The organism is Marinomonas pontica (genome assembly GCF_036322735.1).
Lineage (GTDB): Bacteria > Pseudomonadota > Gammaproteobacteria > Pseudomonadales > Marinomonadaceae > Marinomonas > Marinomonas pontica.
Window position 1 is genome coordinate 184,333 of sequence record NZ_AP027271.1, and the last position, 25,342, is coordinate 209,674.

21 protein-coding genes are annotated in these 25,342 nt (G+C 48.0%); 9 read left to right on the forward strand and 12 right to left on the reverse strand.

The window, feature by feature from the left end; all coding sequences use genetic code 11:
* Positions 1-17 precede the first annotated feature (17 nt).
* Positions 18-1,505 (reverse strand): Na+/H+ antiporter NhaC, encoded by a 1,488-nt coding sequence (nhaC, locus tag AABA11_RS00840; protein WP_338264645.1) that lies wholly within the window; start codon positions 1,503-1,505, stop codon positions 18-20.
* Between the two features lie 736 nt (positions 1,506-2,241).
* Between nhaC and AABA11_RS00845 the strand changes: the two genes are divergently transcribed.
* Genes AABA11_RS00845 through AABA11_RS00855 form a run of 3 tightly spaced genes read left to right on the forward strand, consistent with a single transcriptional unit; the run spans position 2,242 to position 6,178 of the window.
* Positions 2,242-2,973, forward strand: a complete 732-nt coding sequence (locus AABA11_RS00845; protein ID WP_265728258.1) for a response regulator — start codon at positions 2,242-2,244, stop codon at positions 2,971-2,973.
* Positions 2,973-3,803 (forward strand): substrate-binding periplasmic protein, encoded by an 831-nt coding sequence (locus tag AABA11_RS00850; RefSeq protein ID WP_338264646.1) that lies wholly within the window; start codon positions 2,973-2,975, stop codon positions 3,801-3,803. The genes AABA11_RS00845 and AABA11_RS00850 overlap by 1 nt, the downstream gene beginning before the upstream one ends.
* On the forward strand, positions 3,800-6,178 hold the full coding sequence (locus tag AABA11_RS00855) for an ATP-binding protein (protein WP_265728256.1): 2,379 nt from the start codon (positions 3,800-3,802) through the stop codon (positions 6,176-6,178). The genes AABA11_RS00850 and AABA11_RS00855 overlap by 4 nt, the downstream gene beginning before the upstream one ends.
* Here AABA11_RS00855 and AABA11_RS00860 read toward each other — a convergent pair.
* Entirely contained in the window at positions 6,175-7,479 is a 1,305-nt protein-coding gene (locus AABA11_RS00860; RefSeq protein WP_338264648.1) for an NAD(P)/FAD-dependent oxidoreductase, read from the reverse strand. The two genes, AABA11_RS00855 and AABA11_RS00860, sit on opposite strands and share 4 nt — an antisense overlap.
* A 49-nt stretch (positions 7,480-7,528) precedes the next feature.
* The gene (gene lhpI, locus AABA11_RS00865; protein WP_338264649.1) at positions 7,529-8,497 is read right to left on the reverse strand and encodes a bifunctional Delta(1)-pyrroline-2-carboxylate/Delta(1)-piperideine-2-carboxylate reductase; all 969 of its coding nucleotides are present in this window, start codon (positions 8,495-8,497) and stop codon (positions 7,529-7,531) included.
* A 148-nt stretch (positions 8,498-8,645) separates the two neighbouring features.
* Here lhpI and AABA11_RS00870 point away from each other — a divergent pair, with 148 nt between their 5' ends.
* Positions 8,646-9,455, forward strand: a complete 810-nt coding sequence (locus AABA11_RS00870; RefSeq protein WP_338264651.1) for a helix-turn-helix transcriptional regulator — start codon at positions 8,646-8,648, stop codon at positions 9,453-9,455.
* Positions 9,456-9,595: 140 nt separating this feature from the next.
* Positions 9,596-11,260 (forward strand): GGDEF domain-containing protein, encoded by a 1,665-nt coding sequence (locus AABA11_RS00875; protein WP_338264652.1) that lies wholly within the window; start codon positions 9,596-9,598, stop codon positions 11,258-11,260.
* An 83-nt stretch (positions 11,261-11,343) separates the two neighbouring features.
* On the opposite strand, the gene gss is transcribed toward AABA11_RS00875, so the two are convergent.
* Complete coding sequence (gene gss / locus AABA11_RS00880; protein WP_338264653.1) at positions 11,344-13,221, reverse strand: bifunctional glutathionylspermidine amidase/synthase; 1,878 nt, start codon at positions 13,219-13,221, stop codon at positions 11,344-11,346.
* 253 nt (positions 13,222-13,474) lie between these two features.
* Between gss and AABA11_RS00885 the strand changes: the two genes are divergently transcribed.
* Positions 13,475-14,551, forward strand: coding sequence for an alkene reductase (locus tag AABA11_RS00885; protein WP_265728248.1), 1,077 nt, complete (start codon positions 13,475-13,477; stop codon positions 14,549-14,551).
* Between the two features lie 137 nt (positions 14,552-14,688).
* Positions 14,689-15,840, forward strand: a complete 1,152-nt coding sequence (locus tag AABA11_RS00890) for a methionine aminotransferase (protein WP_338269617.1) — start codon at positions 14,689-14,691, stop codon at positions 15,838-15,840.
* A 70-nt stretch (positions 15,841-15,910) separates the two neighbouring features.
* Here the strand turns inward: AABA11_RS00890 and AABA11_RS00895 are convergent, their stop codons facing one another.
* The 3 genes from AABA11_RS00895 to AABA11_RS00905 all read right to left on the reverse strand — a co-directional run bounded on the left by AABA11_RS00895 (position 15,911) and on the right by AABA11_RS00905 (position 17,399).
* Complete coding sequence (locus AABA11_RS00895) at positions 15,911-16,318, reverse strand: GFA family protein (protein WP_338264657.1); 408 nt, start codon at positions 16,316-16,318, stop codon at positions 15,911-15,913.
* A gap of 29 nt (positions 16,319-16,347) precedes the next feature.
* A complete protein-coding gene (locus tag AABA11_RS00900) occupies positions 16,348-16,623 on the reverse strand; it encodes an Lrp/AsnC family transcriptional regulator (RefSeq protein WP_265728246.1) in 276 nt (91 codons plus the stop codon).
* A gap of 224 nt (positions 16,624-16,847) precedes the next feature.
* Positions 16,848-17,399, reverse strand: coding sequence for a flavodoxin family protein (locus tag AABA11_RS00905; protein ID WP_265728245.1), 552 nt, complete (start codon positions 17,397-17,399; stop codon positions 16,848-16,850).
* A gap of 140 nt (positions 17,400-17,539) precedes the next feature.
* Here AABA11_RS00905 and AABA11_RS00910 point away from each other — a divergent pair, with 140 nt between their 5' ends.
* Both AABA11_RS00910 and AABA11_RS00915 read left to right on the forward strand, forming a co-directional pair.
* Entirely contained in the window at positions 17,540-17,920 is a 381-nt protein-coding gene (locus AABA11_RS00910) for a winged helix-turn-helix transcriptional regulator (protein ID WP_338264660.1), read from the forward strand.
* Positions 17,921-18,190: 270 nt separating this feature from the next.
* A complete protein-coding gene (locus tag AABA11_RS00915; protein WP_265728243.1) occupies positions 18,191-19,480 on the forward strand; it encodes a dicarboxylate/amino acid:cation symporter in 1,290 nt (429 codons plus the stop codon).
* Positions 19,481-19,580: 100 nt separating this feature from the next.
* On the opposite strand, the gene AABA11_RS00920 is transcribed toward AABA11_RS00915, so the two are convergent.
* The 5 genes from AABA11_RS00920 to AABA11_RS00940 all read right to left on the reverse strand — a co-directional run bounded on the left by AABA11_RS00920 (position 19,581) and on the right by AABA11_RS00940 (position 25,251).
* On the reverse strand, positions 19,581-20,354 hold the full coding sequence (locus AABA11_RS00920; RefSeq protein ID WP_265728242.1) for a 3-hydroxybutyrate dehydrogenase: 774 nt from the start codon (positions 20,352-20,354) through the stop codon (positions 19,581-19,583).
* 30 nt (positions 20,355-20,384) lie between these two features.
* Complete coding sequence (locus AABA11_RS00925) at positions 20,385-21,746, reverse strand: TRAP transporter large permease (RefSeq protein ID WP_265728241.1); 1,362 nt, start codon at positions 21,744-21,746, stop codon at positions 20,385-20,387.
* Between the two features lie 16 nt (positions 21,747-21,762).
* Positions 21,763-22,362: a TRAP transporter small permease subunit gene (locus AABA11_RS00930; RefSeq protein ID WP_338264664.1), complete on the reverse strand. Its 600-nt coding sequence runs from the start codon at positions 22,360-22,362 to the stop codon at positions 21,763-21,765.
* A gap of 91 nt (positions 22,363-22,453) precedes the next feature.
* The gene (locus AABA11_RS00935) at positions 22,454-23,512 is read right to left on the reverse strand and encodes a TRAP transporter substrate-binding protein (RefSeq protein WP_265728239.1); all 1,059 of its coding nucleotides are present in this window, start codon (positions 23,510-23,512) and stop codon (positions 22,454-22,456) included.
* Positions 23,513-23,829: 317 nt separating this feature from the next.
* On the reverse strand, positions 23,830-25,251 hold the full coding sequence (locus AABA11_RS00940) for a sigma-54 interaction domain-containing protein (RefSeq protein WP_338264667.1): 1,422 nt from the start codon (positions 25,249-25,251) through the stop codon (positions 23,830-23,832).
* Positions 25,252-25,342: the final 91 nt, after the last annotated feature.

The following is a 25,342-nucleotide window of genomic DNA, read 5'->3' on the forward strand; positions in this document are numbered from 1 at the left end:
AAATAACGTAGGGACGGTTATTTAGCTTCGGCACCATAATTCATAACCAACTCATTGTTTTTCTCCCATCGTGCTTGTTCTTCAGCAGAAGCTTTTGGAGAGAAGAGTCCAAGCTGTGCGTACATGAGACCTAATACGGGTGAGATCCAGCACGCAAACGCCAATGGAATGTAGAGTAAGTTTTCGAAGTTACCGTCGCCAATACTTAATCCCAATGCTCCGATAACAAAAGCACCACCTGCATTCCAAGGAACAAGAGGAGATACCAAGGTGCCGCCTTCTTCAATGGCGCGAGAAAGGTTCAACGTAGAGTATTTCATACCGCGGTAAACGGGTGCATACATACGACCTGGTAACGCGATCGATAGGTATGGGTCACCTGCGACAAGGTTGGTTGCAACCGACGTTAACGTGGCAGACGTTTGAATACCTTTGAACGTAGACACTTTGGTCATAATCGCGCTGATGATCGCTTCAAGACAACCTGTACGTTCAAGCGCACCACCAAAGCCAAGTGCGATCAAGATCAAAGAGATGGTCCACATCATGGACTGAATGCCGCCACGGTTTAGTAGGCTATTGATCGCATCAGAGCTGGTGGTGATGGAATAACCACTGTTGGCATAAGTGATGATGTCGTGAATGCCAGCGCCTTGAGTAAACACCGCCACAATGGCGCCTGCTACGACACCGGCAAACAAAGACGGAATCGGAGGCATACGGCGAACCGCCAACACGATAACCACTAATGCAGGAGCAAGAAGCCACGCAGAGATTTCAAAGTTACGTTGTAAAGAAGAGGTGATGGCCGTGATGCGTTCAAAAGAACCGTGATCGCTGTCGATCAGAGTGAAGCCTGCAACCAAATAAATCACAAAAGCGATCAGCATGGCTGGAATGGTGGTTGGCATCATATTTTTGATGTGAGAGAACACATCGGTGCCGGTAACCGCAGGTGCTAAATTGGTGGTATCGGAAAGAGGAGAGACTTTATCCCCAAAGAACGCGCCAGAAACAACCGCGCCAGCTGTCCAGTACATTGGAATCTCGAACCCAGCACCAATGCCCATCAACGCCAAACCAACGGTACCAACAGTACCCCAAGATGTGCCCAACGATAGCGAAACCACGGCACAAAGAAGCATGGCCGCTGCTAGGAAAATCTGTGGCGATAACAATGTCAGACCGTAATAAATCAGTGTTGGAACCGTACCACTGGCAATCCACACACCGACCAACATACCGACCAGAATCAATACTGACACCGATGGCATGGAGACGTGAATAACATTGAAAATACCTTTTTCGATTTGTTTCCACTTCAGGCCTTGTTTGATTCCGACTAATGACGTGAGCGCCAAACCAATAGCCAACGGAATATGTGGGGTGAAATCGCCAAAGTAAAAAATTTGAATACCAAGTAACGCAAGCGTCAATACAACGGGGACAAGAGCAAGCATTAAGCTTGGCTTTTGCATCTCCGCAGATCCAGTGTTTACAGACATAGGAAGTTCCTTTGTTTCTTTTTTGTAAGAGGTTAGAAAAAGGAGTGAGCAAGATCGCAAGGCGCTCTTTTTTCTTAATGGATGTTTTAGCAGGAAGATTTAATTAATTCACAAACAAGTCGTAATACTTTGTATGAACAATGTGAAAGGCGAAAACAGTAAAAACACCGAGTTTTGTGGCAGATTTTTGACAGAAACACCCACCCATAAGAGTAATTTTACTGAATTGATGATAAAAAGTGCGTCGAGACAGACGCTTAAAAGCAACACAGCGTTCAGTGTTTATTTCAAACTGCGTTACATAATTGTGCAAAGCAGAAAGTGAAGTCGAAGGCAATAAACAACATTGGCTTAGTTCGCTTTGCTTGCTAAGTGAATCACTGTATAAAACGCACCAATATTGCTCTGTGACGATATTGTGACTCCATTTAAAGCATGAGCTTGGCAGATTGAGTAAACGATAAAACCAACCAAAAGAGAAGAAAGCACCAATCTGTCATGAAATGGTTTTATTTAAATATATTTAAACAAAAATTATAAACGTACATTTACAAAGTCTACCTTCATTTACATCTTGTTAATATTCCAATATTAAATCTACTCTCTTATCTTTTACAGACGTAATTGTTATAGTTCTTGGAACAACTCATGCAATGATTTGTTCAATATTAAAAATAACGATAAAAAACGATCTCGAAATATTGGATTTAACTTTTACCTTGTGTAGTGCCTAGCTATGTTAATGTCAGACAGTAAAATTCTCGTTGTTGACGATTCCAGCGTCATCCGAGAAACCCTCGAAAGTTACTTTGCAGAAGAAGGTTATACCGTGGCAGGCGCAGAAACCGCCGAAGCGGCAGAGCTGTTGTTAAACGAACAAGAGTTCGACCTCATTCTGTTGGATATTCGTCTGCCAGGGAAAGATGGCTTAACCCTCACGCGAGAATTACGAAGCCGATCAGAAGTTGGCATCATCTTAGTGACGGGGAAGCAAGACGACATTGACCGGATTATCGGCCTAGAATGTGGCGCCGATGAATACGTGTGCAAACCGTTTAATGCAAGGGAAGTGTTAGCGCGAGGCAAGAATCTCATTCGTCGCGTGCGCAAACAAAGAGAGCTAGCGAAGCCCATGGTTGAAGAACCTGTTTTGCGCACCGTGGGGACATGGCAATTAGACACGTCGCGCCGTGTTCTAGTGAAATCGGATCGCACTATCAGCCAGCTTACCGAAGGGGAGTTTCAATTATTACTCGCCCTAAAAGCCAATGAAGGCGTTGCCTTAACCCGTGATCAGTTGATGGATCGAATCAAGAACCGAACGTGGAATGCCACTGACCGAACCATTGATGTGCTGATTGGCCGCATTCGTCGTAAATTAAGCGAAGACCCTTTGTGTCCGCAGGTGATTATCACCGTGCACGGTGTTGGGTATCTTCTTAGTCACACTGCACAAGACGACTGTTGATGTTGGCGCGTGCCTATCGTTGGGTCGCCACGCTGGCAATCATGGCGAGTGTGAGTGCGCCGATCTTGGCAGACATGCCGCCTGTGACGGATGAATTGTCTGGGTTGACCATCAGGGTGTGCGGTAACAGTGCTTACCCTCCCGTGTCTTGGGTGAATTCTCATGAAGAAATAGATGGTGTGAACGTAGCGGTGATGCGGATGCTGTTGGAGCCGCTCGGGGTAACCATTGATGCGCAACAAGACAGTAATTGGCGTCGTTGCCTAAAAGAAGTGGAATTGGGCAACGTGGACATGCTGTCCGGTTTTAAAACCGACCAACGCCAGACGTTTATGGTGTATTTGGATGCGCCTGTGATTCGGGAGGTCATTTATCTTTATTATCCCATCAAGCACCCTTTGGTGTTCAGCGGTTGGGAGGACATGGCTGGGTTGCGTGTTGGTGTCTTAATGGGAGACAGCTTTGGCAATGAGGTGGATGCCGCCTTGCATGAATACCCAAGCCTTGAGTTCGTTTCAACGCAAGATCAAAACCTACTAAAGCTGGCCGACAACCGATTGGACGTAGTGCCGATGGGCAAACTGTCGGGGCAATTGGATGTGCATCGGTTGGGGCTAGAAGGAAAGATCGGCTACACCGAAACCGATGTGAGTGACTTTTGGTATCTGGCTATTTCCAAAAAATCGCCGCTGTTGAAGTGGTTGCCCTTTTTAAATCAACGCTTAAATACGCTCTTACAAGACCCGGACACAGTGGCCAAGCTGGTGTCTCAATATCGCCAAAAATACCATTCAGACCTTGGATTGAACACGGGGAGCCGTAACCAATGACACCTCAATCGACCTCGTCAAAATCTCACATTGCAGAACCCGCTAAATTCGCCTTAATTCCTAATCTGCTGCGTTATAAGCAAATGCATCCGCTGGCGTATCGGATTTTCATTAAACTGTTGTCACTGAGCCTTTTGTTGGCGCTGATCTCGACCAGTATTCAGGTATTTAATGAATACCGCCGCGAGCGCGCTTCCATGCAGCAGCAAACCGACTACATCACGTCTTCGCACATCGAAGGTGTTCGCAAAGGCTTATGGGATCTGGACAGCGAGCAACTTGAGCTGCAGCTCAAAGGCATCATGAACTTCTCGAACGTGAACGCGGTGACGCTGCATTCTGCCGATTGGCAAGACGATATTATCGTGGGAGACAAGTCTGCGATTTCCAACAATAACAACGGTACCACCTTGCCGATTTATTACATCGATCGTGAAGGAAAGCCCACACAGCGCCTGCTCGGTGAACTAACGGTGTATCACGACATGGCTGCCATTCAGTCCAAATTGCTTCGATCCGCCATCGAAATCGCGCTTTTTCAAAGTTTATTGGTGTTGATAAATGGCGTGTTGCTGCTGCTGATTGTGCATTTTATGGTGACACGACACCTTGAATACATGGCGCGTTATACACGTTCTATTGGCGCAGGGAATTTAAAAACCAAGCTGATTTTGCCACACAAAACGCCTCGTACAGACAGCGACGAAATCGACTCTGTGGTGAACGCGATGAACGACATGCGTGAAGCGATTTTGGCGGACATCAAGCAAAAAGACCTGATTGAAGCCGAGTTGCGTTATCACCGCGATCAGCTTAAAGAGCAAGTGAGCCGCCGCACACGACGTTTGCAAGACGCCAAAGAAGCCGCAGAAAAAGCCAACTTAGCCAAGAGCCAATTTTTGGCCACCATGAGCCATGAAATCAAAACGCCTTTGAACGGTATTTTGGGTATGGTGGAGCTATTACAAAGCCAGCCCCAGCCTGCGCAAAGTGCGGAAAAATTGGCGGCAATTTACCAATCTGGTGAAGCCTTGCTGGAAATTTTGAACGGTTTGCTGGATTACGCTCGTCTTGAAGAAGGCATGTACAGCCCAGAGATTCTCCCCTTTTCCCTTAGCGAATTGGTGAACTCCACCAGCTTGCTGTTTTTGGCACAGGCACAGCAACAACATACCCAATTAAATGTCATCATCAGTGATCAACTGCCAGACCGTTACCAAGGCGCGGCGGGCGCGCTGCGGCAGATCTTGTCCAATTTGGTATCAAACGCGATTAAATTCACTCGGAACGGATCCGTAACGATCTCTGTGATGCCCGGAAACGAACAGCCGGATCATTCCAACGGCGTATTGATCGAAGTTGAAGATACAGGGATGGGCATTCCCGATCATTACCTTGCGCATATTTTCGAGCGTTTTAGCCAAGCCGATGAAAGTGTGACTCGTCGTTTTGGTGGGACGGGTCTTGGGCTGGCGATCACTGCGCAATTAGTGCGAGTACTGGACGGAGAAATGGGCGTCGAAAGTGAGGAAGGGCGCGGCAGTGTGTTTTGGTTCTACGTGCCATTGTTGGCCGCAGACAATCAGCAACACGAACCGGCGAAGGCAATAGAACCGCTGCGTCAACGGCCACCCATGTCCATCTTGTTGGTTGAAGACACGCCAATCAACCAAGCGGTCACCACCGAACTATTAGAGCAAGATGGCCACCGCGTCACGCTCGCGACCGATGGCCAAGAAGCCTTGAAAAAAGCCGCAGAGTGCCACTTTGACTTGATTTTAATGGACATTCACTTACCTCTGATGAGCGGTTTAGAGGTGGCCAGCCGACTTCGTCAAGAAGGCCAAACCAATGCGCAAACCCCCATTGTGGCGCTCACGGCCAATGTCTTGCCAAGCAACGTGAAACAGTGCCATGACATCGGCATTCGAGCCGTGATTCCTAAGCCTTTTAAACGTGAATTGTTGTATCAAGTGATGGACGAACAGCTAGACCGTCACTATCAATTTGCCATTGATCAGCAAGCCAACAATGGACTGCTAAACATCAGCCTAGTGCACTCTCATCTGGCCGCCTTGGGCAAACAGCGCCTGCAAAAACTGGTGACGTTGTTTTCTTCCGCGATGGAACGAGGCTTGGATGAGATGGCGGAAATGAACGCTCAGCAAGATATGTACGAACTGGCTGACATCGCACACCGCTTGGCCGGTGATGCGGATGCGGTGGGCGCACAAACTCTCGCGGACGCGTTCCGAGCCATGGAAACTCATTGCAATGTCGGCACAGACGAAGACTTTGGTGCAGACATTGCTGCGCTGCGACCGCTCTATGAAGCCACTTTGACATTGCTTGAGGACAAGCTGAAAACCGTTTAGAAACGGTCTACGCGCAGTGCGTCCAGCGGAATTAGGCTGGGCCGCTGTTCGATCTTGTCCAGCAGTAATTCTGCACTGATCGCCGCTTGAGTGATGCCCAAATGCTGGTGGCCAAAAGCAAAGGACAAGCGCGAATACATCGGATGCAAATCGATCACCGGCAACGAATCTGGGAACGACGGTCGATACCCCATCCACTCTGTCGACTCAAGTTGCGGATTGTCAAAGAGCTTAGGCAGCAGCCCTTTTGTGTGTTCGCGCAACACGCGATAGCGTTTTTTGATCGCTGGTAATGTCGTGCCACCGATTTCACTCATTCCCACCGCGCGCAGTCCTGCGTTGAGTGGCGATAACACCAACTTTCTGTCTGCGGATAAAACAGTGTGATGGATGCGAGCGGCATCATGGGGAAAGGTGACGTGATAACCCCGCTCCGCTTCCAGTGGGACGGTTATGCCGACGCGCTCCAGTAACTGTTTACTCCAAACCCCTGCACACAGGGCAACTTTGTCAAAGCGCTGTGTTTGAGCCGCTATGCGTAGATCGATGTGAGTATTACTACTGGGATGAACGTCGTCCACTTTAGCGTTAATGAACACGCCACCACGGGCTGAAAATGCATCAAAAAGCGCTCGACACACCTCGTAAGGATCGGTTAATCGGTGGCTTTCAGGAAAAAACACCGCGTGGCTGAGCGACAGCGACAGCTCTGGTTCGAGCTGAGCCAAGCGTTCTGCGTCCACGAATTCGCATGGAATATCGTAGCGGTGCATTTTCTCTATCAGTTGATGGGCTTCGTCGCGTTTTTGCGTATTTTCCCACACCACAAGGTGACCGCCTTTTATCAGCAGCGCCGAAGCGTTGATGTCGGCTAAGGTGCGTTGCCACGCACCCACGGCCGCTTGATTAAGCTGGTGGATCATGTCTGTTCCGCGCTGTGCTGGCTCGGCTTGCGCGGCGTTTAAAAAACGCCAATACCACGGGATTGCTTTGGCAATATAGCGCCACGGAGTGCAAATTGGACCCTTGGGGTTTAGCCACAACTTGGGCGCAGCCCGTAAGACGTCTGGCGTGCCTAATGGGTCAATAATTTCGGTCGCCAAATACCCCGCATTGCCATACGAAGTGGCTTTTCCCGGTTCGGTATGGTCGATCAAGGTGACGTGATGACCACGTCGTTGTGCTTCTAAGGCGACACACAAACCGACAACCCCCGCGCCCACGACGGCAAACTGAATGCCCGCAGAACCTTGGTGGGGTAACGAAGTATTCGTAAACGCAGAAAGGGGGTTATCGTACATGTTGGCTCTCCTAAAAAAGCGGTGTTAATGAACGTGACGCAAAATTGGGTTAGGCGTTATTTGTCGACTCGGACGGCTGATAAGCCAAAATGGCCGCGGCCAAATCTTCCCTAGAGTCGCCAACCGATTTAAACAAGGTGATAGCGTTGTTTGGTTGCGCTAGGGCGGAACGACCTAGATGGGTATTTCCACATAATTCGGTCAATTCGGCTTGAATGTCTGTTGTCGCCATTGCCCCTTCTTTAATGGGGATAATAAGATCACCTGTCTCCGCTAAAGCGCCCGCTCGGGTATCCACAAAGATCTTCGCTTTTTGCATGGCAAGATTGTCCACTTCGCGCATGGTGGGTGTGAAGCTGCCGACCAAATCTACGTGAACGCCAGGCGATAGCCATTCGCCTAAGACCACGGGGTCGTTGGCAAGAGTGGCGCAACTAATAATATCGACTTGACCCGCAACGTCTGGCAATTGTTCGGTGCGGCACGAACGGACATCGATGCCCTGTGACTGTAACTCAGCAACGAAATCGGATACGGCGGCGTTGTTACGATCCCAAATCCATACAGTCTCGATCGGGCGAACACTGCAGTGAGCCGGCACAAGGTGGCGTCCCATTCGGCCTGCGCCAACCATCAACATGGAGCGAGAATCTTCGCGTGATAAATACGTCGAAGCCAACGCCGAAGCCGCCGCTGTTCGAATAGCCGTAATTACATTGCCGTCCATTTGCGCTAAGGTTTGGCCCGTTTTACCGCAGCTCAAGGTATACAGGCTGGTCAATCCGGGAAGACCTTTGGCGTTGTTGCCAGGAAAAACACTGACTTGTTTTATGCCCAAATACTGACCTTCGATCCACGCTGGCATAAGTAATAAAGTGGCTTGGGGGGCGTTTGGTACGTCGATAAAATGATGATGACGCACAGGAGAATGTACGTCTGCCACAAAAATGTCGCGTAATGCGGCGATCATTTTTGGCCATGTTAAACGCTCTCGTAATGTGTCTGCTGAGATCTGCATCGTCTTCGTCCTGTTGGTTGAGTGATTGAGGTGCCATCCTAGCAAGCCAATCCACAGACGAGTTGACCAAAACTACGGTGATTGATACCAAGGCTATGCACTGTTTAAGGGAGCTGTTATAAAGAGAGGCATTGGTAAAATAGAGTGGGTGAACACGGCGCAAATGAAAGGCACGCACAGCGAAATTCGTCGCAATTTGATCTCGACACAGCACGGCGAGCATCTGCATGATTTTTCTCAGATCCTGATAGGGTGGCAGGGAAAAATGACGTGCGAGTTGCCTTCGTCTGCGCGTGCGTTAAGTCGCGGCCAGTTTGCGTTCGCGCCAAATGATATTCCCCATTTGTTTTCGGGTCAGACCCAAGACTGTGAGTTGTTGGTGGTCGACATTCATCAACAAGATCCGTTAATGACCTATATAAAAGACAGTGCAGGCGTGTCTTTGGACACCTTGATGCGCTCGTCTGCAATGTTTTCCCAGCTGCCGGTTGAAATGATGGGTTGCCTTGAATTTGCGGCTAAGCAATTGCATCAAGCGCCGAATGCGTTACGACGCCGTATTAGTACTCAAATGCTGCCGATGTTATTGCTGCAAATTACCGACATTGTCGCAGAACAAGACCGTGCATGGCGTTCCGTGACGCATCAGCGGTTGGATTTGGCGGTGTTCAATGCCTTGATCGATAAACAGTTAGATCAGACGTTTAGCAATGAATGGCTCGCTCACTATTTCAACATGAGCACGAGCCATTTTTATGTGGTGTGTCAGGCTCAGTTGGGCATGAGCCCACAAAAATACATCTTGGCGCGCAAACTTCAGCACGCCGATTCTTTGATCAAGAGCACGTCCATTCCTATTTCTATATTGGCGGATCGCTATGGTTTTTCGAGTGTTTCTTCCTTTTCTCGTGCTTACCGCAAAGTGATTGGACGATCCCCGCTCCAAGCGAGGCGTTGACCCGCCAGTTGTTTGGTTACAAAACGTGTCTTTTTTTTCATCAAAAAAAGTGTTTCATTACACCTTTACGTATAATGGCTTAATTGTTGCTTTACTCGAATGGCCGCGTCTTGCTTTCACAAAATGGAACCGTTTTGAACATGACTATTAAGTCACGCTTTTTACTATCAACGACGTTGATTTTATTGCTTACCTGCTTTTTTTCTTGGCTTTCTATGCGAGTGTTGGCAGAAGACATCATTGTCAGCTGGGTGGAGCGGTATGCCGAGAAACAGATTCGGTATGATAAAGTCAGAACCTTATTGCCGCTGATTCAAGAAGTAAAACTTTCCAAAGAACTGGCTGAGCTGGAATCGTTAAAAGCGTGGGCGAAGCAACCAGATAATGAGGCGTTAAAGCAGCAAGCCTTAAACGACATAGAAGCATTCCGACACCGTTTTTCTGATAAATCCTACTTCATCGCGTTAAAAGCCAACGACCGTTATTACTACAGTGATGGTTCGACATCGGAGGATCCTTATCGATACACGCTTCAGGAAGAAAAGCCCTCCGATGCCTGGTTTTATCAACTCATGGCGATCAAACTGAATCTGCATTTGAACGTGAATCCCGATGTGGAACTAGGGGTGATCAAACTGTGGAGCGATGTATTGATTCGTGATGGTGATGCGGTGTTAGGAGTGGTCGGAACGGGTCTGGATTTGTCTACATTTTTGCAACAAATGGTCGAAAAACAGGACATTTATTCTGGCATTGTATTTACCAATTACGAAGGGGCGATTCAGCTTCATCAAAAAGAAGAGCTGATCGATTTTGCGTCGATCACGAAAAACGCCCACAATAAAAAATTCATCTTTCAATTGCTGAGCGATGCAGACTCTCAAAAGCGTCTACAACACAGCTTCGCCAACGCGAAAAGCAATCCCAACAAGGTCGAAATGACCTCCGTGAATAAAGACGGGGTTCGTCAGTTAGCCAGTGTTATTTACATTCCTGAAATTGATTGGTTCCAAGTAAACTTTATAGACATCAATAGCTTCCTTCCTCTGACTGAGTTTTCCGGCTTGTTGTGGGTGTTCTTTGTTAGCTTGGTTTGCGCCTTAGTTATTGTCTATGTCTTGATGACATTAATGGTCACAAAGCCATTAGAAGAGCTGGATTTATCGATAGCTGAATTAGGCAAAAACCACAATCGTAAGCCTAAACTGAGCCGCTTTGCGGGTTTGGAAATCAAACGCTTGATTTTGCATTATCAAAAAATGTCGACGTCTCTTTTAGAATACCAACAAGAGCTGGAAAGCAAAGTGGCGGAACGCACAGAAGAGCTGAACCGGATTGCTAAGCTAGACCCCTTGACCGAACTGTATAACCGTCGTGGTTTTGAAACGCACATGAGCGAATACATGGCGCACTGGCAAGCTACTCAGCAACCATTCGGCCTTATTAATGTCGATATTAACCGCTTTAAAGACATCAATGATCAATACGGTCACGCCATTGGAGACCACGTTTTGCAAAACGTCGCTGCGTATTTACACGCCATAGTGAAAGGCAAAGGCGAAGTGGCACGATGGGGCGGCGACGAGTTTCTTATCTTGGTAAAACAATCCAATGACAAAGTGGTTCAACAGATTACAGAGCGTCTGTTAGGCGACCTAGAATCCTTGGTGATCAACATACAAGACCACGACGTCACGATTGAATTTAGTGTCGGCAGCGCTCTTGTCCAAAAAGGCGACACACTGGAAAAACTACTGCACCGCGCAGATAAAGCCATGTACGCCGTTAAATTTGCTGAGCGTTGAATACCTTAGTCTCAAGAAGAGCCAAACAGACGCCCATTTTAGTCGTAGTGGACGTTTGTTCGGCTTCTGGTTGTATTTGCCCGCTATTCAATCACTCGTAAGGTCATTAAGTCGCTGTCTTTGGTGATGACCAAGCTGGGGTCGACACGCAAACAACTGCCAGCGTAATGTCCTGCGACTGAAAACGTACACACTTGTGAGCGATAGCCTTCGATGTCGGGCAGTTTCCACAGTGCTTGGAATATTTGATCTTGATGAGAGAAGCGGCCAACGGTTTCCTCCATTAAAGCGTCTTCGCCATCGTACATACTGATGTTAAAACCACAGCGTCCGGCGATGGGTTTGCTTACGTAGCCGTGACTTTTTAGTGAATCGCTTAATTCAAAAGACGATTCCAATAAATACGGATGATCGGGGAAAAGCAGCCATAACACCGGTAAAATCGCTTTATTGCTTGGAATGAGCGTCCAAAGTGGTTCGTACACCATGACGTCTTTGCGCAATAATACGTCCACCAATCGTGGCGCTTCGCTGCGAGCTACGTCGGTTTTGTAGTCACGAAGACGTTGTTCGTCGTCATCGCATTCCGCACGAATTTGGTCTAGCGCGGTTTCCCATGCCCAGGTTTTCCATACCCAGCGTATTTTCACGCCATCAGCATCGACGACATCACCGTCTTCATCCCAACGCAGGCTGCTGACGCCCTTGATGACTTTGCATTGCAGACCGGCTTTTTCCATGGTGCGCTTCATGAAAAGGGCGTGATAATTTTCTTCAAGATCGGTGTCTTGCATGATGTGAATCACGCCTTTTACCGCACTGTTTTTCCACGCTTCGATCAGCTCGTCGACCAACTCTGTCGCGGAACCTTCGCCTTCCGTTGCGCCATAATGTTTGGCCCATTTGTCTTGGATAATACCGGCTTCCATGTAACAAGAGGCCGAATCGCAGTTGTATTCGTAGACTTTAATTCCTTGTGCTGACAGGCTGAAGTCAAAGCGTCCGGTGATCATTTGGTTGCGACGATTGTCCCAAGATTGGTGAATCTTCGGCCATAAAGCTGGAGGAATATTAAAACTCGACAGCAATTCGTCGTTTTGCAAAACGTAATCGGTGGCGTGCATAAACAAGGCGTGCAGTTCGTTTGTCGCACGTTTTAATTCTCGTTCGGCGGTCTGTGTCATCACCATGTATTTGCCGTCGTCTTCTGGTCGGCTGGCGAGTTTGTGTCCGCCCATCATGTCGACAAAGGCTTCTTCCGCCGGATTGGCGATATTTAACCAAGCACGAGAGGCTTGGTTTTTATTCGGGACATGCCGAATCTGTAAATCAAACAGCGCCGGATCGTCGGGTTCGATGTTTTCAGCGTGCTGTTCTTCGTCGGTTTGAATTACCCAACCTAGAATGGACGCGTCACCGTAGGAGCAACGCAGCCAATAACCGCCATCGGCGCTGATGCGGGCTTCTAGTTCGCGAGAATAATTTTGTCCCTCTGGCCAAATTTGGTGTCCGACGTTTTGTTCGACTAAATACAAGCGGTCTGGCAATACCTTGGTGACGATAGCCACATGGCCGGTGACTTCAAATTCGCCGCCTTCGCTCCAAATCAAAAGAGCGCCAACTTCGGGATGACGTAAAGAGCCATTGCGAAAGGATTTCAGTGGCAAACGACTTTCATCGGCAATCAGCCGAGCTGACGTCAGGCGGAAAATATCATAGGCCATGGCGACATCATCAAAGATGTAGCCCTTGTTTATGTACAACCAGCGTCGAGCAAATTCCACGCATTGCCATTTGTATCCCATGAAAATACCGTCGACATAACTGCGATACGCATGACGATTGGGCAACGCTGCTTCATCGGCGGTATCGTAGTCAGAAGAGTAGACGGGCACATTGCCTGGGGCCATGCCCAATAAAGTACCAAAAGGTGAAACGGGTCTATTGGAGTCGGATGTCATTGCGTTGGATTCCCTCACACAGAACGTGCTTCAAAGGGTCAAAGGAAGGCGACTAAGGGGTCGTCAGATGCTCGCAATATAGTCCTTGCTAGGGCGGGCTGCAAGGTCTGAAAAAGAGTATTTTTTGATCGGCTATTGAGTGAAATTATGACTATCATTCAGTAAAGAAAGTGCAAGCGATTGTTTTTTAATAAGCCAACCCAATTGACTAAACCATCTGAAAGATCAAGATTAAAAATTATTGGAGTAAGTGATGTCTAGTACAGAGAAAACCTTGTTCAGCCCTGTCAAAGTGGGCGATGTCGAATTGCCAAATCGCTTTGTGATGGCGCCATTAACGCGTACTCGTGCGCCAGGGCATTTGCCAAATGCCTTGATGGCCGAATACTACTCACAGCGTGCCAGCACGGGATTGTTGATCACCGAGTGCACCATGGTGACAGAAGGCACGTCGTCTTTTGGTGACGACCCAGGCGTTTACTCGAAAGAGCAAGTTGAAGGCTGGAAGTTGACCACGGAGGCGGTTCACAAAGCAGATGGTCGTATTTTTATGCAAATATGGCACGGTGGCCGTGCGGCTCACCCTTTGTTGAACGACGGCAAAGAAGCTGTGTCTGCCAGCGCGATTGCCATTGATGGTGAAACGCATACGCCAGAAGGCAAAAAACCTTACACTGTGCCGCGCGCCTTGACCGTTGCTGAAATCAAAGACATCGTGAACGATTTCCGTTTGGCCGCAATTAACGCTAAAGAAGCAGGCTTTGATGGTGTTGAAATTCACGGTGCCAACGGCTATTTAATTGACCAATTCCTGCGAGACAGCGCTAACCAACGTACGGATGAATACGGCGGCTCGTTGGAAAATCGCTCCCGCTTTCTATTCGAAGTGATTGAAGCGGTAACGGGTGTCTTTGGCAGCGGTCGAGTGGGGTTGCGTCTTTCTCCTTTGAACAGTTTCCAAAGCATGAAAGACAGCGACCCGATCGCGTGGACTCGCTTCTTGGCTGAGCAACTGAACCGCTTTGATCTTGCTTATTTGCATTTGATGCGTGCGGATTTCTTTGGCATTCAACAAGCCGATGTGGTGAGTGTGGCGCGTGAATCTTATAAGGGGCACTTGATGGTGAACATGGGTTACACCCCAGAAGAGGCCAACCAAGTGATTGCCGATGGCCAAGCCGACAGTGTGGCGTTTGGTACGGGCATCTTGGCAAACCCAGACTTCGTTGAGCGAGTCAAGCAAGGTGCTGAATTGAATCAACCTAACTCAGACACTTTCTACACGTCAGGCGCAGAAGGTTACACGGATTACCCGTTTATGAGCGCGTAAGTTCAACGTCACGGTGCAATACGAAAAACGCTAAGGCTTGAGCCTTGGCGTTTTTTTATGGGTGGATTATTGACGGCCGATATCCAAGTCTTTTAACGTAGCGATCATGACTTTTTAAAGGCGCTTCCATCGTGACCATGGCTTCCCCTCTTGTTTCCAAGTTGCCGTCTGTCGGCACTACTATTTTTACTAAAATGTCGGCGTTGGCGGCGGAAAAAGACGCGATCAATTTGTCGCAAGGCTTTCCGGATTTTCCTCCCGACGCGAGATTACTAGCGCGCGCCTCAACGGCGATTTTAACGGGCAATAACCAATATTCGCCCATGACTGGATTGCCAATGTTAAGAGACGCCATTGCGCAATTAGTTGAGCGGCATTATGGCCGAATCGTCAGTTCGCAGGATGAAATCACTGTCACCAGTGGTGCGTCCGAAGCGATTTTTGATGCGATTGCCGCCTTGATCCGCGATGGCGATGAGGTGGTACTTTTTGATCCCGCATACGACTTGTATGAACCCGCTGTCACATTGGCCGGTGGCATTTGTAAACGCGTAACGTTAACCGCGCGAGACTTCCGTCCAGATTGGCAGGCGTTCGCATCCTTGCTCACTGACCAGACGCGATTGGTTATTATCAATACGCCACACAATCCAACGGGAAGCTGTTGGCAGGCGGCAGATTTAGAATCTCTATGGCAAGCCATTGCGAGTCACGATATTTATGTTTTGTCCGACGAGGTGTATGAGTTTATTCACTTTGGTGAGTCTGCAGTCAGTGTGCACAAACACGCAGGGTTATCAACACGCAGTTTGGTGGTGTCTTCCTTTGGCAAAAGCTTTCACCTGACAGGATGGAAAGTCGGCTACATTATCGCGCCCGCGGAGCTGACGGTGGAGTTGCGCAAAGTTCACCAGTTTGTCAGCTTCTGTACGGCCACACCGTTACAGCAAGCCTTGGCTGAGCACCTTCTTGCTTTGCCCGACGCCAGTGATGAATTAGGGGCGTTTTACCAACAAAAGCGCGATGTATTGAGACGTGCTTTGGCCGACAGTCGTTTTACACTGTTGCCGTGCGATGGCACCTATTTTCAACTGTTGGATTACAGCGCGATCAGTGACCTTGACGACGTGGCGTTTTGTGAGTGGATGGTGGATGAAATCGGTGTTGCTGCGATTCCCGTGAGTGTGTTTTATCAGCAAGCGCCTGAAGGCCAGCGCGTTATCCGCCTGTGCTTTGCCAAAGAAGAAAGCACTTTACTCGAAGCGGCAAGCCGTTTAAGCGGGCTTTAATCTCGGTTTATAGTGTGATTTGTTAAAGGCAAACAAGCGAATCTACGTAGGCTTGTTTGCCTTCGTCAATTTAGGTTGGCATGCCATCGAAGGCGGCTACGTCGCCTAAATGATCGTCCCAGTTGCCTTTGCTGCCCATGAAAATATGCGCGTTTGGCATAATGTCTACATCGCTGTCTAAGCAACCAGCTGGGACAGCAACGAGGCCTCGCTCTTTAGAGTCGGTTGGCATATTTGAACCGCACAGCGAGCAAAATGTACGCGCGAAGTGTGTGCCTTCCACGCGGTAATAGCTCAGTTTGTCTTCGCCACTCAACCACGTCAATGTCGCGCCAGGTGCGAACAGATTAGCGCAATGGGCTGTGCCTGACGTTTTTCGGCAGCGGCTACAATGACACAAGAAAAACCGTTTGAACTCGCCTTCTAACTCAAATTTGGTGGCGCCACATAGGCAAGATCCAGTGTGAAGATGGCTCATAATTGAATGCTCCGACAAAACAGTAAGGGTTAAACACCAACGGAAAACATGCCTTCTAAGTCATGTTTTGAATACGCGCGAAACGCCAGCATGGTTTCGGTTTTTAAAATGTGATCAATCTGCGCTAGGTGGTGAGTCACTAACTCAGACAGTTGATCATTCGTTTGAACACGCGCAATGGCGGTAATGTCGTATGTGCCACTGACAGAATACACTTCGGATAAACCGTCGATGGACGCCAGTTTTTCAGCGACTTGGTTGATGTGCTTTTTCTCAACAGAAAGCATGATAATAGCGGTAACCATGGGTGTTTCCTCTTTGAATGTGTCGTCTGCGTTGTCATTTTTACATAAAGAAATGCCAACGAATAATGGAGAATTAAAGCACCTTAAGCGGTGATTTACAAAGGAACAAAGTAGTAACCAATTAGGGATGATGTGGGATGCGCGAGACGTTTAGAGGAGCACTCTGATGCATTGAAAAACGGCATGGATAGCCATGCCGTTTGAAAATCCAATGCAGCGCTTAATTAATTGAAGCGGCTTGTAATGTTGGCAACGCGTTCTCCGTAAATGCGTGCTGTTTCTAAATCGCCTTCCGGAATAGCGTCGTCGCCAGCATCGGATGGAGACTGGACTAAAACACCTACAGAACCACCTAAGTTATTTACGTCGCTACGGGTAGAAGCCAGTGCATTGGCTGGTGGAAGTCCTAAACTTACCCAGATACCGCCATGTTGAGACGCTAATGTTTGTAAGTAAATAAGAGTGACTTGCTTATCGCCGTTTAGACTTGCGCTGTTGGTAAAACCACCAAACACTTTGTCTTTCCATGCTTGCGTGAACCACGCTTTGGACGTTGCATCAGCGAATTTTTTGAATTGCCAAGGCGCGCCGCCCATATACGTTGGAGCGCCAAAAATGACAGCATCGGCGGCGTTTAAGGTATCCCAATCCGCATCGGTAATATCACCATTCTCATCAATTTGGATGCTTTCTGCATTCGCCCCTTTTGCAACAAACTCTGCGACGCGTTTGGTATGTCCGTATCCAGAGAAGAAAACCACGACTGTCTTTTTCATTATTCACTCCAGTGTTATTTCGGGATTGATTCGTTCGAGGTGAGACCTCGTCTTGTTTCAACACGATTGATAGTATATTTTAGAAACTAACCCTACAAGAAGTCACCAATTCGAGACTAGGTTACCTAAGAGAAACCACCATGAATCAAGACAAAGCCCCTTTAGCCTATAGTATTTACTCGAAAGATTGTCCAGCACGGGCTTTTTTTGATCGACTGGCAGATCATTGGACATTGCTCATTCTTGGGTTACTCAGAAACAAAGCTTTTCGTTTTAATCAAATCAAACGCGAGATAGAAGGCATTTCACAGAAAGTCTTATCCCAGAAGCTTAAACAACTGGAGCGAGACGGTTTGGTCATTCGTACGGCCTTTGCGACGGTTCCCGTGACAGTGGAATATCGTTTAACGGACTTGGGGCATGACTTCGCCCAAACGATTGAGCAGTTTGCTGTGTGGGCAGAGAAAAATGTAGGGCAGGTTGAACGAGCACAAAAAACGTACGATGAAGCTGCTTCCTAGCCTGACTTTACGCTTATTTCATCTCTCTTATTCTGTATCAGTTTCCTATTGCTCTATCTAAAAGACGGCGCATGATTTCACTCTCTACCGGAACAAAATCCCCCTGCTTTTGTGTTTTTATCTATGCTTTAACGTAGCGTCGGCTTGTCCATCTAAGCAAAAAAGTGGTTGTGATGCGCAGTCGTAGCGTGCAATATGCGTGATTTTGATTTTCGAGCGGTGATGATTTGCCTGCTTAAACGATGATAATAAATGGAATGAGAGAGTATTATGAATACAACGTTTAAAGTATTACTTGGGATGGGGCTGGGTATTATTGCCGGGCTGATCCTCAATCTTACTGGGCTGAACGCTGAAGGTTCGTGGGCAAACAGTTACTTAACGGATGGCTTGTTTAAAGTCGTTGGCAGCATGTTTGTGAATGCACTGAAGATGTTGGTCGTGCCTCTGGTCTTTTTCTCGCTGGTGTGCGGTGTGTGTGGGATTGGTGACATTAAGTTACTGGGCAGAATAGGTTCTAAGTCCTTTGTCTTGTATCTCGTTACGACGGCGTTGGCGATTGCTACGGCGCTGGTGATTGCGACTGGTTTTGGCATCGGCGAAGGAATGAATGCTGAATCCTCTGCGAATTTTGCAGGGAAAGATTCTCCACCACTGTCGACCGTTCTGATCAATATTATTCCTTCCAACCCGATCAGTGCCATGGCGCAAGGTGACATGTTGCCGGTGATCTTTTTCTCGATCATGTTTGGTGTGAGCATCTTAATGGTGGGTAAAAAAGCCACTGTGGTGAGCGATTTCATTGAAACCTTAAACGACATCATGATGAAGATGGTCACCATCATTATGGAAGTAGCGCCATACGCTGTGTTTTGTCTTATTGCCCGAGCCATTGCGGATTTGGGAATGGATTTACTGGCTCAGCTGTTGGGTTATGTATTGGTGTTGATTGGCGTCTTGCTCTTCCATTTATTTGTCACCTTGCAGGTGATTTTGAAGGTTTTGTCCGGCTTGAGCCCTGTCACCTTCATGAAGAAAATGCGCAACACACAAGTGTTTGCTTTTAGTACATCCAGCTCCAATGCGACGATTCCTGTGACCTTGCGCGCGGTAACAAAACGTCTGGGCGTGAAAAACTCAGTGGCGTCTTTTACTGTGCCGTTTGGTGCGACCATCAACATGGATGGCACCGCCATCATGCAAGGTGTGGCGACGGTCTTTATTGCCAATATCTACAACGTAGAACTTGGCATGATGGGCTACCTAACCGTGATATTGATGTCTGTATTGGCATCGATTGGTACGGCAGGCGTGCCCGGTGTTGGTTTGATCATGCTGTCGATGGTGTTCTCACAAGTGGGTTTGCCAATCGAAGGTATTGGTTTGATTCTGGGTGTGGATCGCTTGTTAGACATGATCCGAACGGCGGTTAACGTGTCTGGCGATGCAATGGTGTCTACCGTGGTTGCTAAGAGCGAAGGCCAGTTAGACGAACGTGTCTACAATGACCCTGATGCGGGTAATCAGTCTGAAATGCATTTAGAGCAAAATCAGGCGTAGACAGCCTTCACGTTTACTCTAAGTTCATAATAGTAAAAAGCGCTTACCTTGGTGGTAAGCGCTTTTTTTTTGGGGTGCTTTGAAGTTGGTCAACTCACATTTACTGCGCGGTATACCCCCCATCAATCACGATGGCTTGGCCGGTGACACCTTTTGCCGATGGGCTGGTGAGAAACAAGCAATAGTCTGAAATCTCTTCAACGCTAAGCAGGCGCTTTTGCGGAACCAGTGGCCAAATGACTTCGTCTAAGACTTTGTCGAGAGAGACGTTTCGCGTTCTGGCGAGGTCTTCTAATTGATTGCGCACCAGCGGCGTGTCCACATAACCCGGGCAAAGCGCATTCACTGTCACGCCAAATGGCGCGGCTTCCAGCGCGGCGACCTTGGTTAGGCCAATCACACCATGTTTGGCCGAGTTATAGCCCGCTTTGCCTGCAAAGCCGATTAAACCATTGATCGATGCCATGTTGATAATGCGGCCTTCACCGGCTTCCTTCATCAGCGGCAGCACTTTTTTTATCGCCAAAAAAGGCGCAATCAACATAATGTCGAGCAAACGCCGATACGTGTCCGAAGGGAACTCCTCTATCGGCGCAATGTACTGCACTCCGGCATTGTTGATCAAAATATCGATGCCGCCAAACTGCGCAACGGCGTCATCGATGGCCCCCATAAACTGCGTTTCGTTGGTCACATCACACGCAAAAAACGCACAATGCTGATGGAATGCCGCGAGTTGAACGGTTGCCGCGTCTATGGCGCTTTGGCTGAAGTCCAAAATGGCGACGTTCATCTCGGCTTTAAGAAACGCGTGGGCAATTTCCAAGCCGATACCGCTGGCCGCGCCTGTAATCAATACCGTTTTATGTGTCATGGTTATTCTCCAAACGGGTAATCAAAAGGGTTAGCCGTAAATGACTTTTGGCAACCAAAGTACGAGATCTGGAAAAATGAACACCAGAAATACCGCCAGTAACTGCAACAAAACGAAAGGAATGATGCCCTTATAAATGTGCAGTGTGGTGACGCTTGGCGGCGCGACACCTTTTAAATAAAACAGAGAAAAACCGACAGGAGGCGTTAAAAAAGAGGTTTGCAGTGCCAAAGCAAAAAGCACCACAAACCACACCAAATTGAAATCCAACGCGACCACAACCGGCCCAACCAAAGGCAGCAAAATCAAACTGATTTCCAACCAATCCAAAAAGAAACCCGCGACAAAGGCGATCAACAAAATCACCACAATGATGCCCGTTGGCGACAGTGGGATGCTTTGCAATAGGTCACTGATGAACTCATCACCGCCTAGGGTTCTTAGCACCACCGCAAAGGCCGTAGCACCCAAAAAAATGCCAAACACAAACGATGTCGTAATGGTGGTTTTGCGGCACACTTCAGCGAGCATTTTCATGTTGAAGCGTTTATTGATGATGGCCAACAAGGTGGCGCCAAACGCACCCACTCCTGCGGCTTCGGTTGGTGACACTATGCCCATGAAAATGGAGCCCAACACCGATAAAATCAGCGCCAGCGGCGGAAAAATCGCTTTCAGCGTGTCCCAAATTAACCCCATGGTAACGGGTGGCAAATTCTGCGGTGGTTGACAGACTTTCGGGTTAAAAATGGCCGACAGAATGACGTAGACAATATAAAGGCCGCCAAGCAACAAACCGGGAATCAGCGCCCCCATGAATAAGTTACCAACCGACAAAGACAGCTGATCCGCCATGATAATCAGCATGATGCTAGGCGGAATCAAAATTCCCAAGGTGCCAGACGAGGCCACAATGCCGCTGGCAAACGATGGTGAGTACTTTTGCTCCAGCATTACGGGCATAGACAACATCGCCAATAACACGACAGACGCACCAACAATGCCTGTTGAAGCGGCAAATAAAATACCGATCAAGATCACCGCAACACCGAGCCCGCCACGGAAACGGCCGAATAAGTTCACAAAATTGACCATCAGGCGTTCGGCCACGCCAGAACGCTCCAGCATTAATCCCATGAAAATAAACATCGGCAGCGCCACAAGCACCCAGTTGCTCATTTGAGCAAAAATACGCTGGATAATGGTGCCGTAAATCCGCCAGTCATTCATGTAATAGGTGTCCCAGTCCAAATACTGCGACGTTGTTACACCAATGACACTGAAAATAATCGCCAATCCGGCCAAGATCCATGCGACAGGAAAGCCAGAAAAAATCAATAAAATGAAACTGCCAAGCATGGCAATGACCAAGAATTCGTATGTTTCGAACACAAACTTCCCCTAATGACTAGTCGTGTGAAGGGCGACTGGTTGACGCGCCGTTTAAAAAGGCGACACAGCGCAGCCAGCGAGAAACGGCGGCCATGATCAATAACGCCAGTGCAATTAAAATGAATGACTTCAGGACCCAACGCATAGGCAAACCATCAAAAGACAGTGAAACCTCATTAAGACGGTAGGAGCGTTCAACGAAGGGAAGGGCATAGTTAAACATCACAAAACAAAAAGGTAACAGTAATAGGCTAATGCCAAAGACTTCGATCCACACACGTCGTTTCATGGACCAATGTTCGGCCAACGCATCCACTCGGACGTGACCATCGTGAATAAAACAATAAGACAACCCCAGCATGAAACCCACGGCGTAGAGATGCCATTGTAATTCTTCTAATGCCACAAACGTGGTGTTGAAGAAATAGCGCATCAACGCATTGCCAACGATCAAGAGCATGAGAAACAGCCAAATCCAAGACACGAATTGCCCCATTTTCTCAATGCAAGATTCCAAAAAGTGCGACACTTTAGTGTGTGGTAATGCGGCGATATTGGAATGCGATAATCTCGCCTCGATTTCAGCCAAATTCAATTCTGTTGATTGATCGGACATTTGCCTCTCCTTTGATTCCGGATGGTGTGCATCCAGTGAAAAACGTCGGCATCGTATGATGCCGACTCACTCTAATGGGGTTCAAATAGAGTTATTTTGTGCCCCAATCACGTGGCAAGTATCCGAATTTCTTCCAAGTGCTGTGTTCTTTTTGGAAGGCTTTCATGGAAGCGTAAATCTTCGCGAACTCTGGATTTTCAGCCGAATGACGCGCCATAACTTTGTCAGTGGCTTTTTCAAACGCGCTTAAAATCTCGGGAGAATACTGGTGAAGCTGAACGCCTTTTTCCTTGAACTTCTCTAATACTCCGCCTTGCAACGCTTCGGATTTCGCCAAGGACATGGTATTGGCCGCCACACAGGTATTTTCGATCAAGGACTGAGTTTGCTTGTTTAGCTTGTTCCAATCTTTTAGGTTGATGTAAAGGAATTGGTTCGTGGACGGTTGGTGCCAGCCCGGTAAGTAATAATGTTTAGCGACTTGATAGAAGCCAAGCTGCTCATCCACGGTTGGGATCGAAAACTCGGTGCCATCAAGCACGCCCGTTTCCAGAGCTTGGTACAGTTCGCCGCCTGGGAAGACGTTAATTGACATACCGAATTCAGACATGATTTCACCGCCAAGACCCGCTGCGCGGAATTTAAGGCCGTTTAGGTCGTCAACGGTATTGATCTCTTTGCGGAACCAACCAGCCGCTTCTGGGCTGATTGTGCCACACAAAATTGGGTAGACATCGTAAGGTTTGAACAGCTCCTTGAGCATTTTATCGCCGTCGTGATAGTACATCCACGCGGTAAATTCGTTGGATTCTAGACCGAATGGTGTCGCGCCAAACAGTGCCGCCGCAGGAATTTGTCCCCATTCGTAGCCCATCCATGAATATCCTGCAGACACGTTGCCAGCGCTGACATTATCAAAAATACTAAGTGGCGGAATCAGTGTGCCGGGTTCAAATACTTGCAGATTTACTTTTTTACCACTGGATTCACTCAACATTTTGGAGACTTCAGGCATGGCATCGCCCAACGCCGTTAAGGACGATGAGAAAGCCATTGGGACTTGCCAACGGACTTTATCGAAGTCGGCGTAAGACGGCATCGCGAAGCTTAATGTTGTTAAACAAGTTGCTGTTATCAAAGCATTTTTCATTGTTTTTAATCCTATTATTTTTATTGTGTGTGCGGTTACACGCCATAGCGCTGTGTGTTCCTGACAAAGCATGGTGTGCTGTGGTGCTGGAATTGGCTAAATCAAGAAAGATGCCACAAATAAAAAAGCCTTAATTTTCAGTGGCTTATATTTATTTTTACACAGACTCTCAACGTTATGACAACCATACTCCGGAAAACCGGACGATTGATTCGCCAAAATACGCTTTTACGCGCAAGAAACCGTCCGATAAACAAGACTGAGTCCGAATGATCGGACGGTTAGGGCGGTTTTTTATGAAGTTTAGATGGCGGTGATCAGCTGATGCCATGTTTATCGAGCTTTTCGTACAGCGTGGATTTGCTGATGCCGAGTTGTTTGGCGGCTTTGGTTCGATTGTCTCCACACTCGATGAGCACGGCTTTAATGATGTTGCGTTCTGCTTGGTTGAGCTGTTCTTTTAAGCTGCTGGCGTTTGGCTGAACCAAGTTTGGCAGCATGGCATTGTCTTGAAGGTCGGCGCCATTCTGAGCGAGCTGAGGGGGCAAAAGAGACAGCGGAATCTTCCGATCGTGGCTGGTATAAAATGCCGCTTCCATGACGTTTTCCAATTCACGGATATTGCCCGGCCAGTTGTACGCCAGCATAGCGGTTAAGGCTTGTACGGTCAGCTTAGGTGCGCGTCGTCCTGTTCTTCGAGAGAGCTTCTGCAGGAAAAAATCCGCCAGTTTGGCAATGTCGTCACGACGTTCTCTTAACGGTGGTAAATCGATGGCGACCACGTTGATGCGATAATACAAGTCTTCTCGGAAATCGCCGCTTTCAATTAGGCTTTCTAATGGCCGATGCGTGGCGGTAATGAGACGGATATTGAGCGGTGTAGAACGCGTGCCGCCAACCGATTCGACCTCTCGGTCTTGCAGTACGCGCAATAACTTGGCCTGCATTAACAACGGCAAATCACCAATTTCATCAAGAAATAAGGTGCCGCCATTGGCGAGTTGGAATTTACCGGCTTTGCCGCCTTTTTTCGCACCGGTAAATGCGCCTTCTTCGTAGCCAAACAATTCACTTTCGAGCAAGTTTTCGGGAATGGCCGCGCAATTGACTTTAATAAAGGGGAATTCGGCGCGATCCGAAAGTTGATGGATGGCGTGGGCGTACAATTCCTTGCCAGTGCCGGATTCACCACGAATCAACACTGTCACATCGCCTGACGCCACTTGGGTGACTTTGGCACTGAGGGACTTCATTACCTGACTGTCGCCAATGATGTCGTTAAGGTGAAAATTGGCACCGGTTTCTGTCTTGTCGGCAGTGAGACTTTTCTGACGGTGGAAATCGTGTTCGGCTAAGAGGGCTTTGATGTGGCTGTTGATCTGTTTCCATTCGTGGGTGTCGTGGAAGATAACGGTGCCAACCGCGCCAATAACATCGCCTTGCTCAATGATGGGAAAGCGATTGGCGATCATGTTGCTGCCTAAAATCTTTTGGAACGACAAACGTTCTGCTTGGCCAGTTTGTACCGTGATGTGCATGCGTGTGTTTTCGATCACATCGGTGACTTTTTTACCGATGACGTCTTCGGCTTTGACACCAAGAAAACGCGCGTAAGGTCGGTTAATAAAAAAGATTTTGGCCTGGTGGTCGACAATCACTACCCACTCTTCCATCGCATTTAAAATGGTTTTGTAGGTGTTGGCCGCCTGTGTCAGTTTTTCTAATTTTTTTAATGGCATTCCGATTCCGACTCCGCTTGGTTGAAGTTCAACCTGCTTTTTTTGTTATAGAGTTGTGCGTCTGAATGGCTATTCTAATCTAATTGGCAGG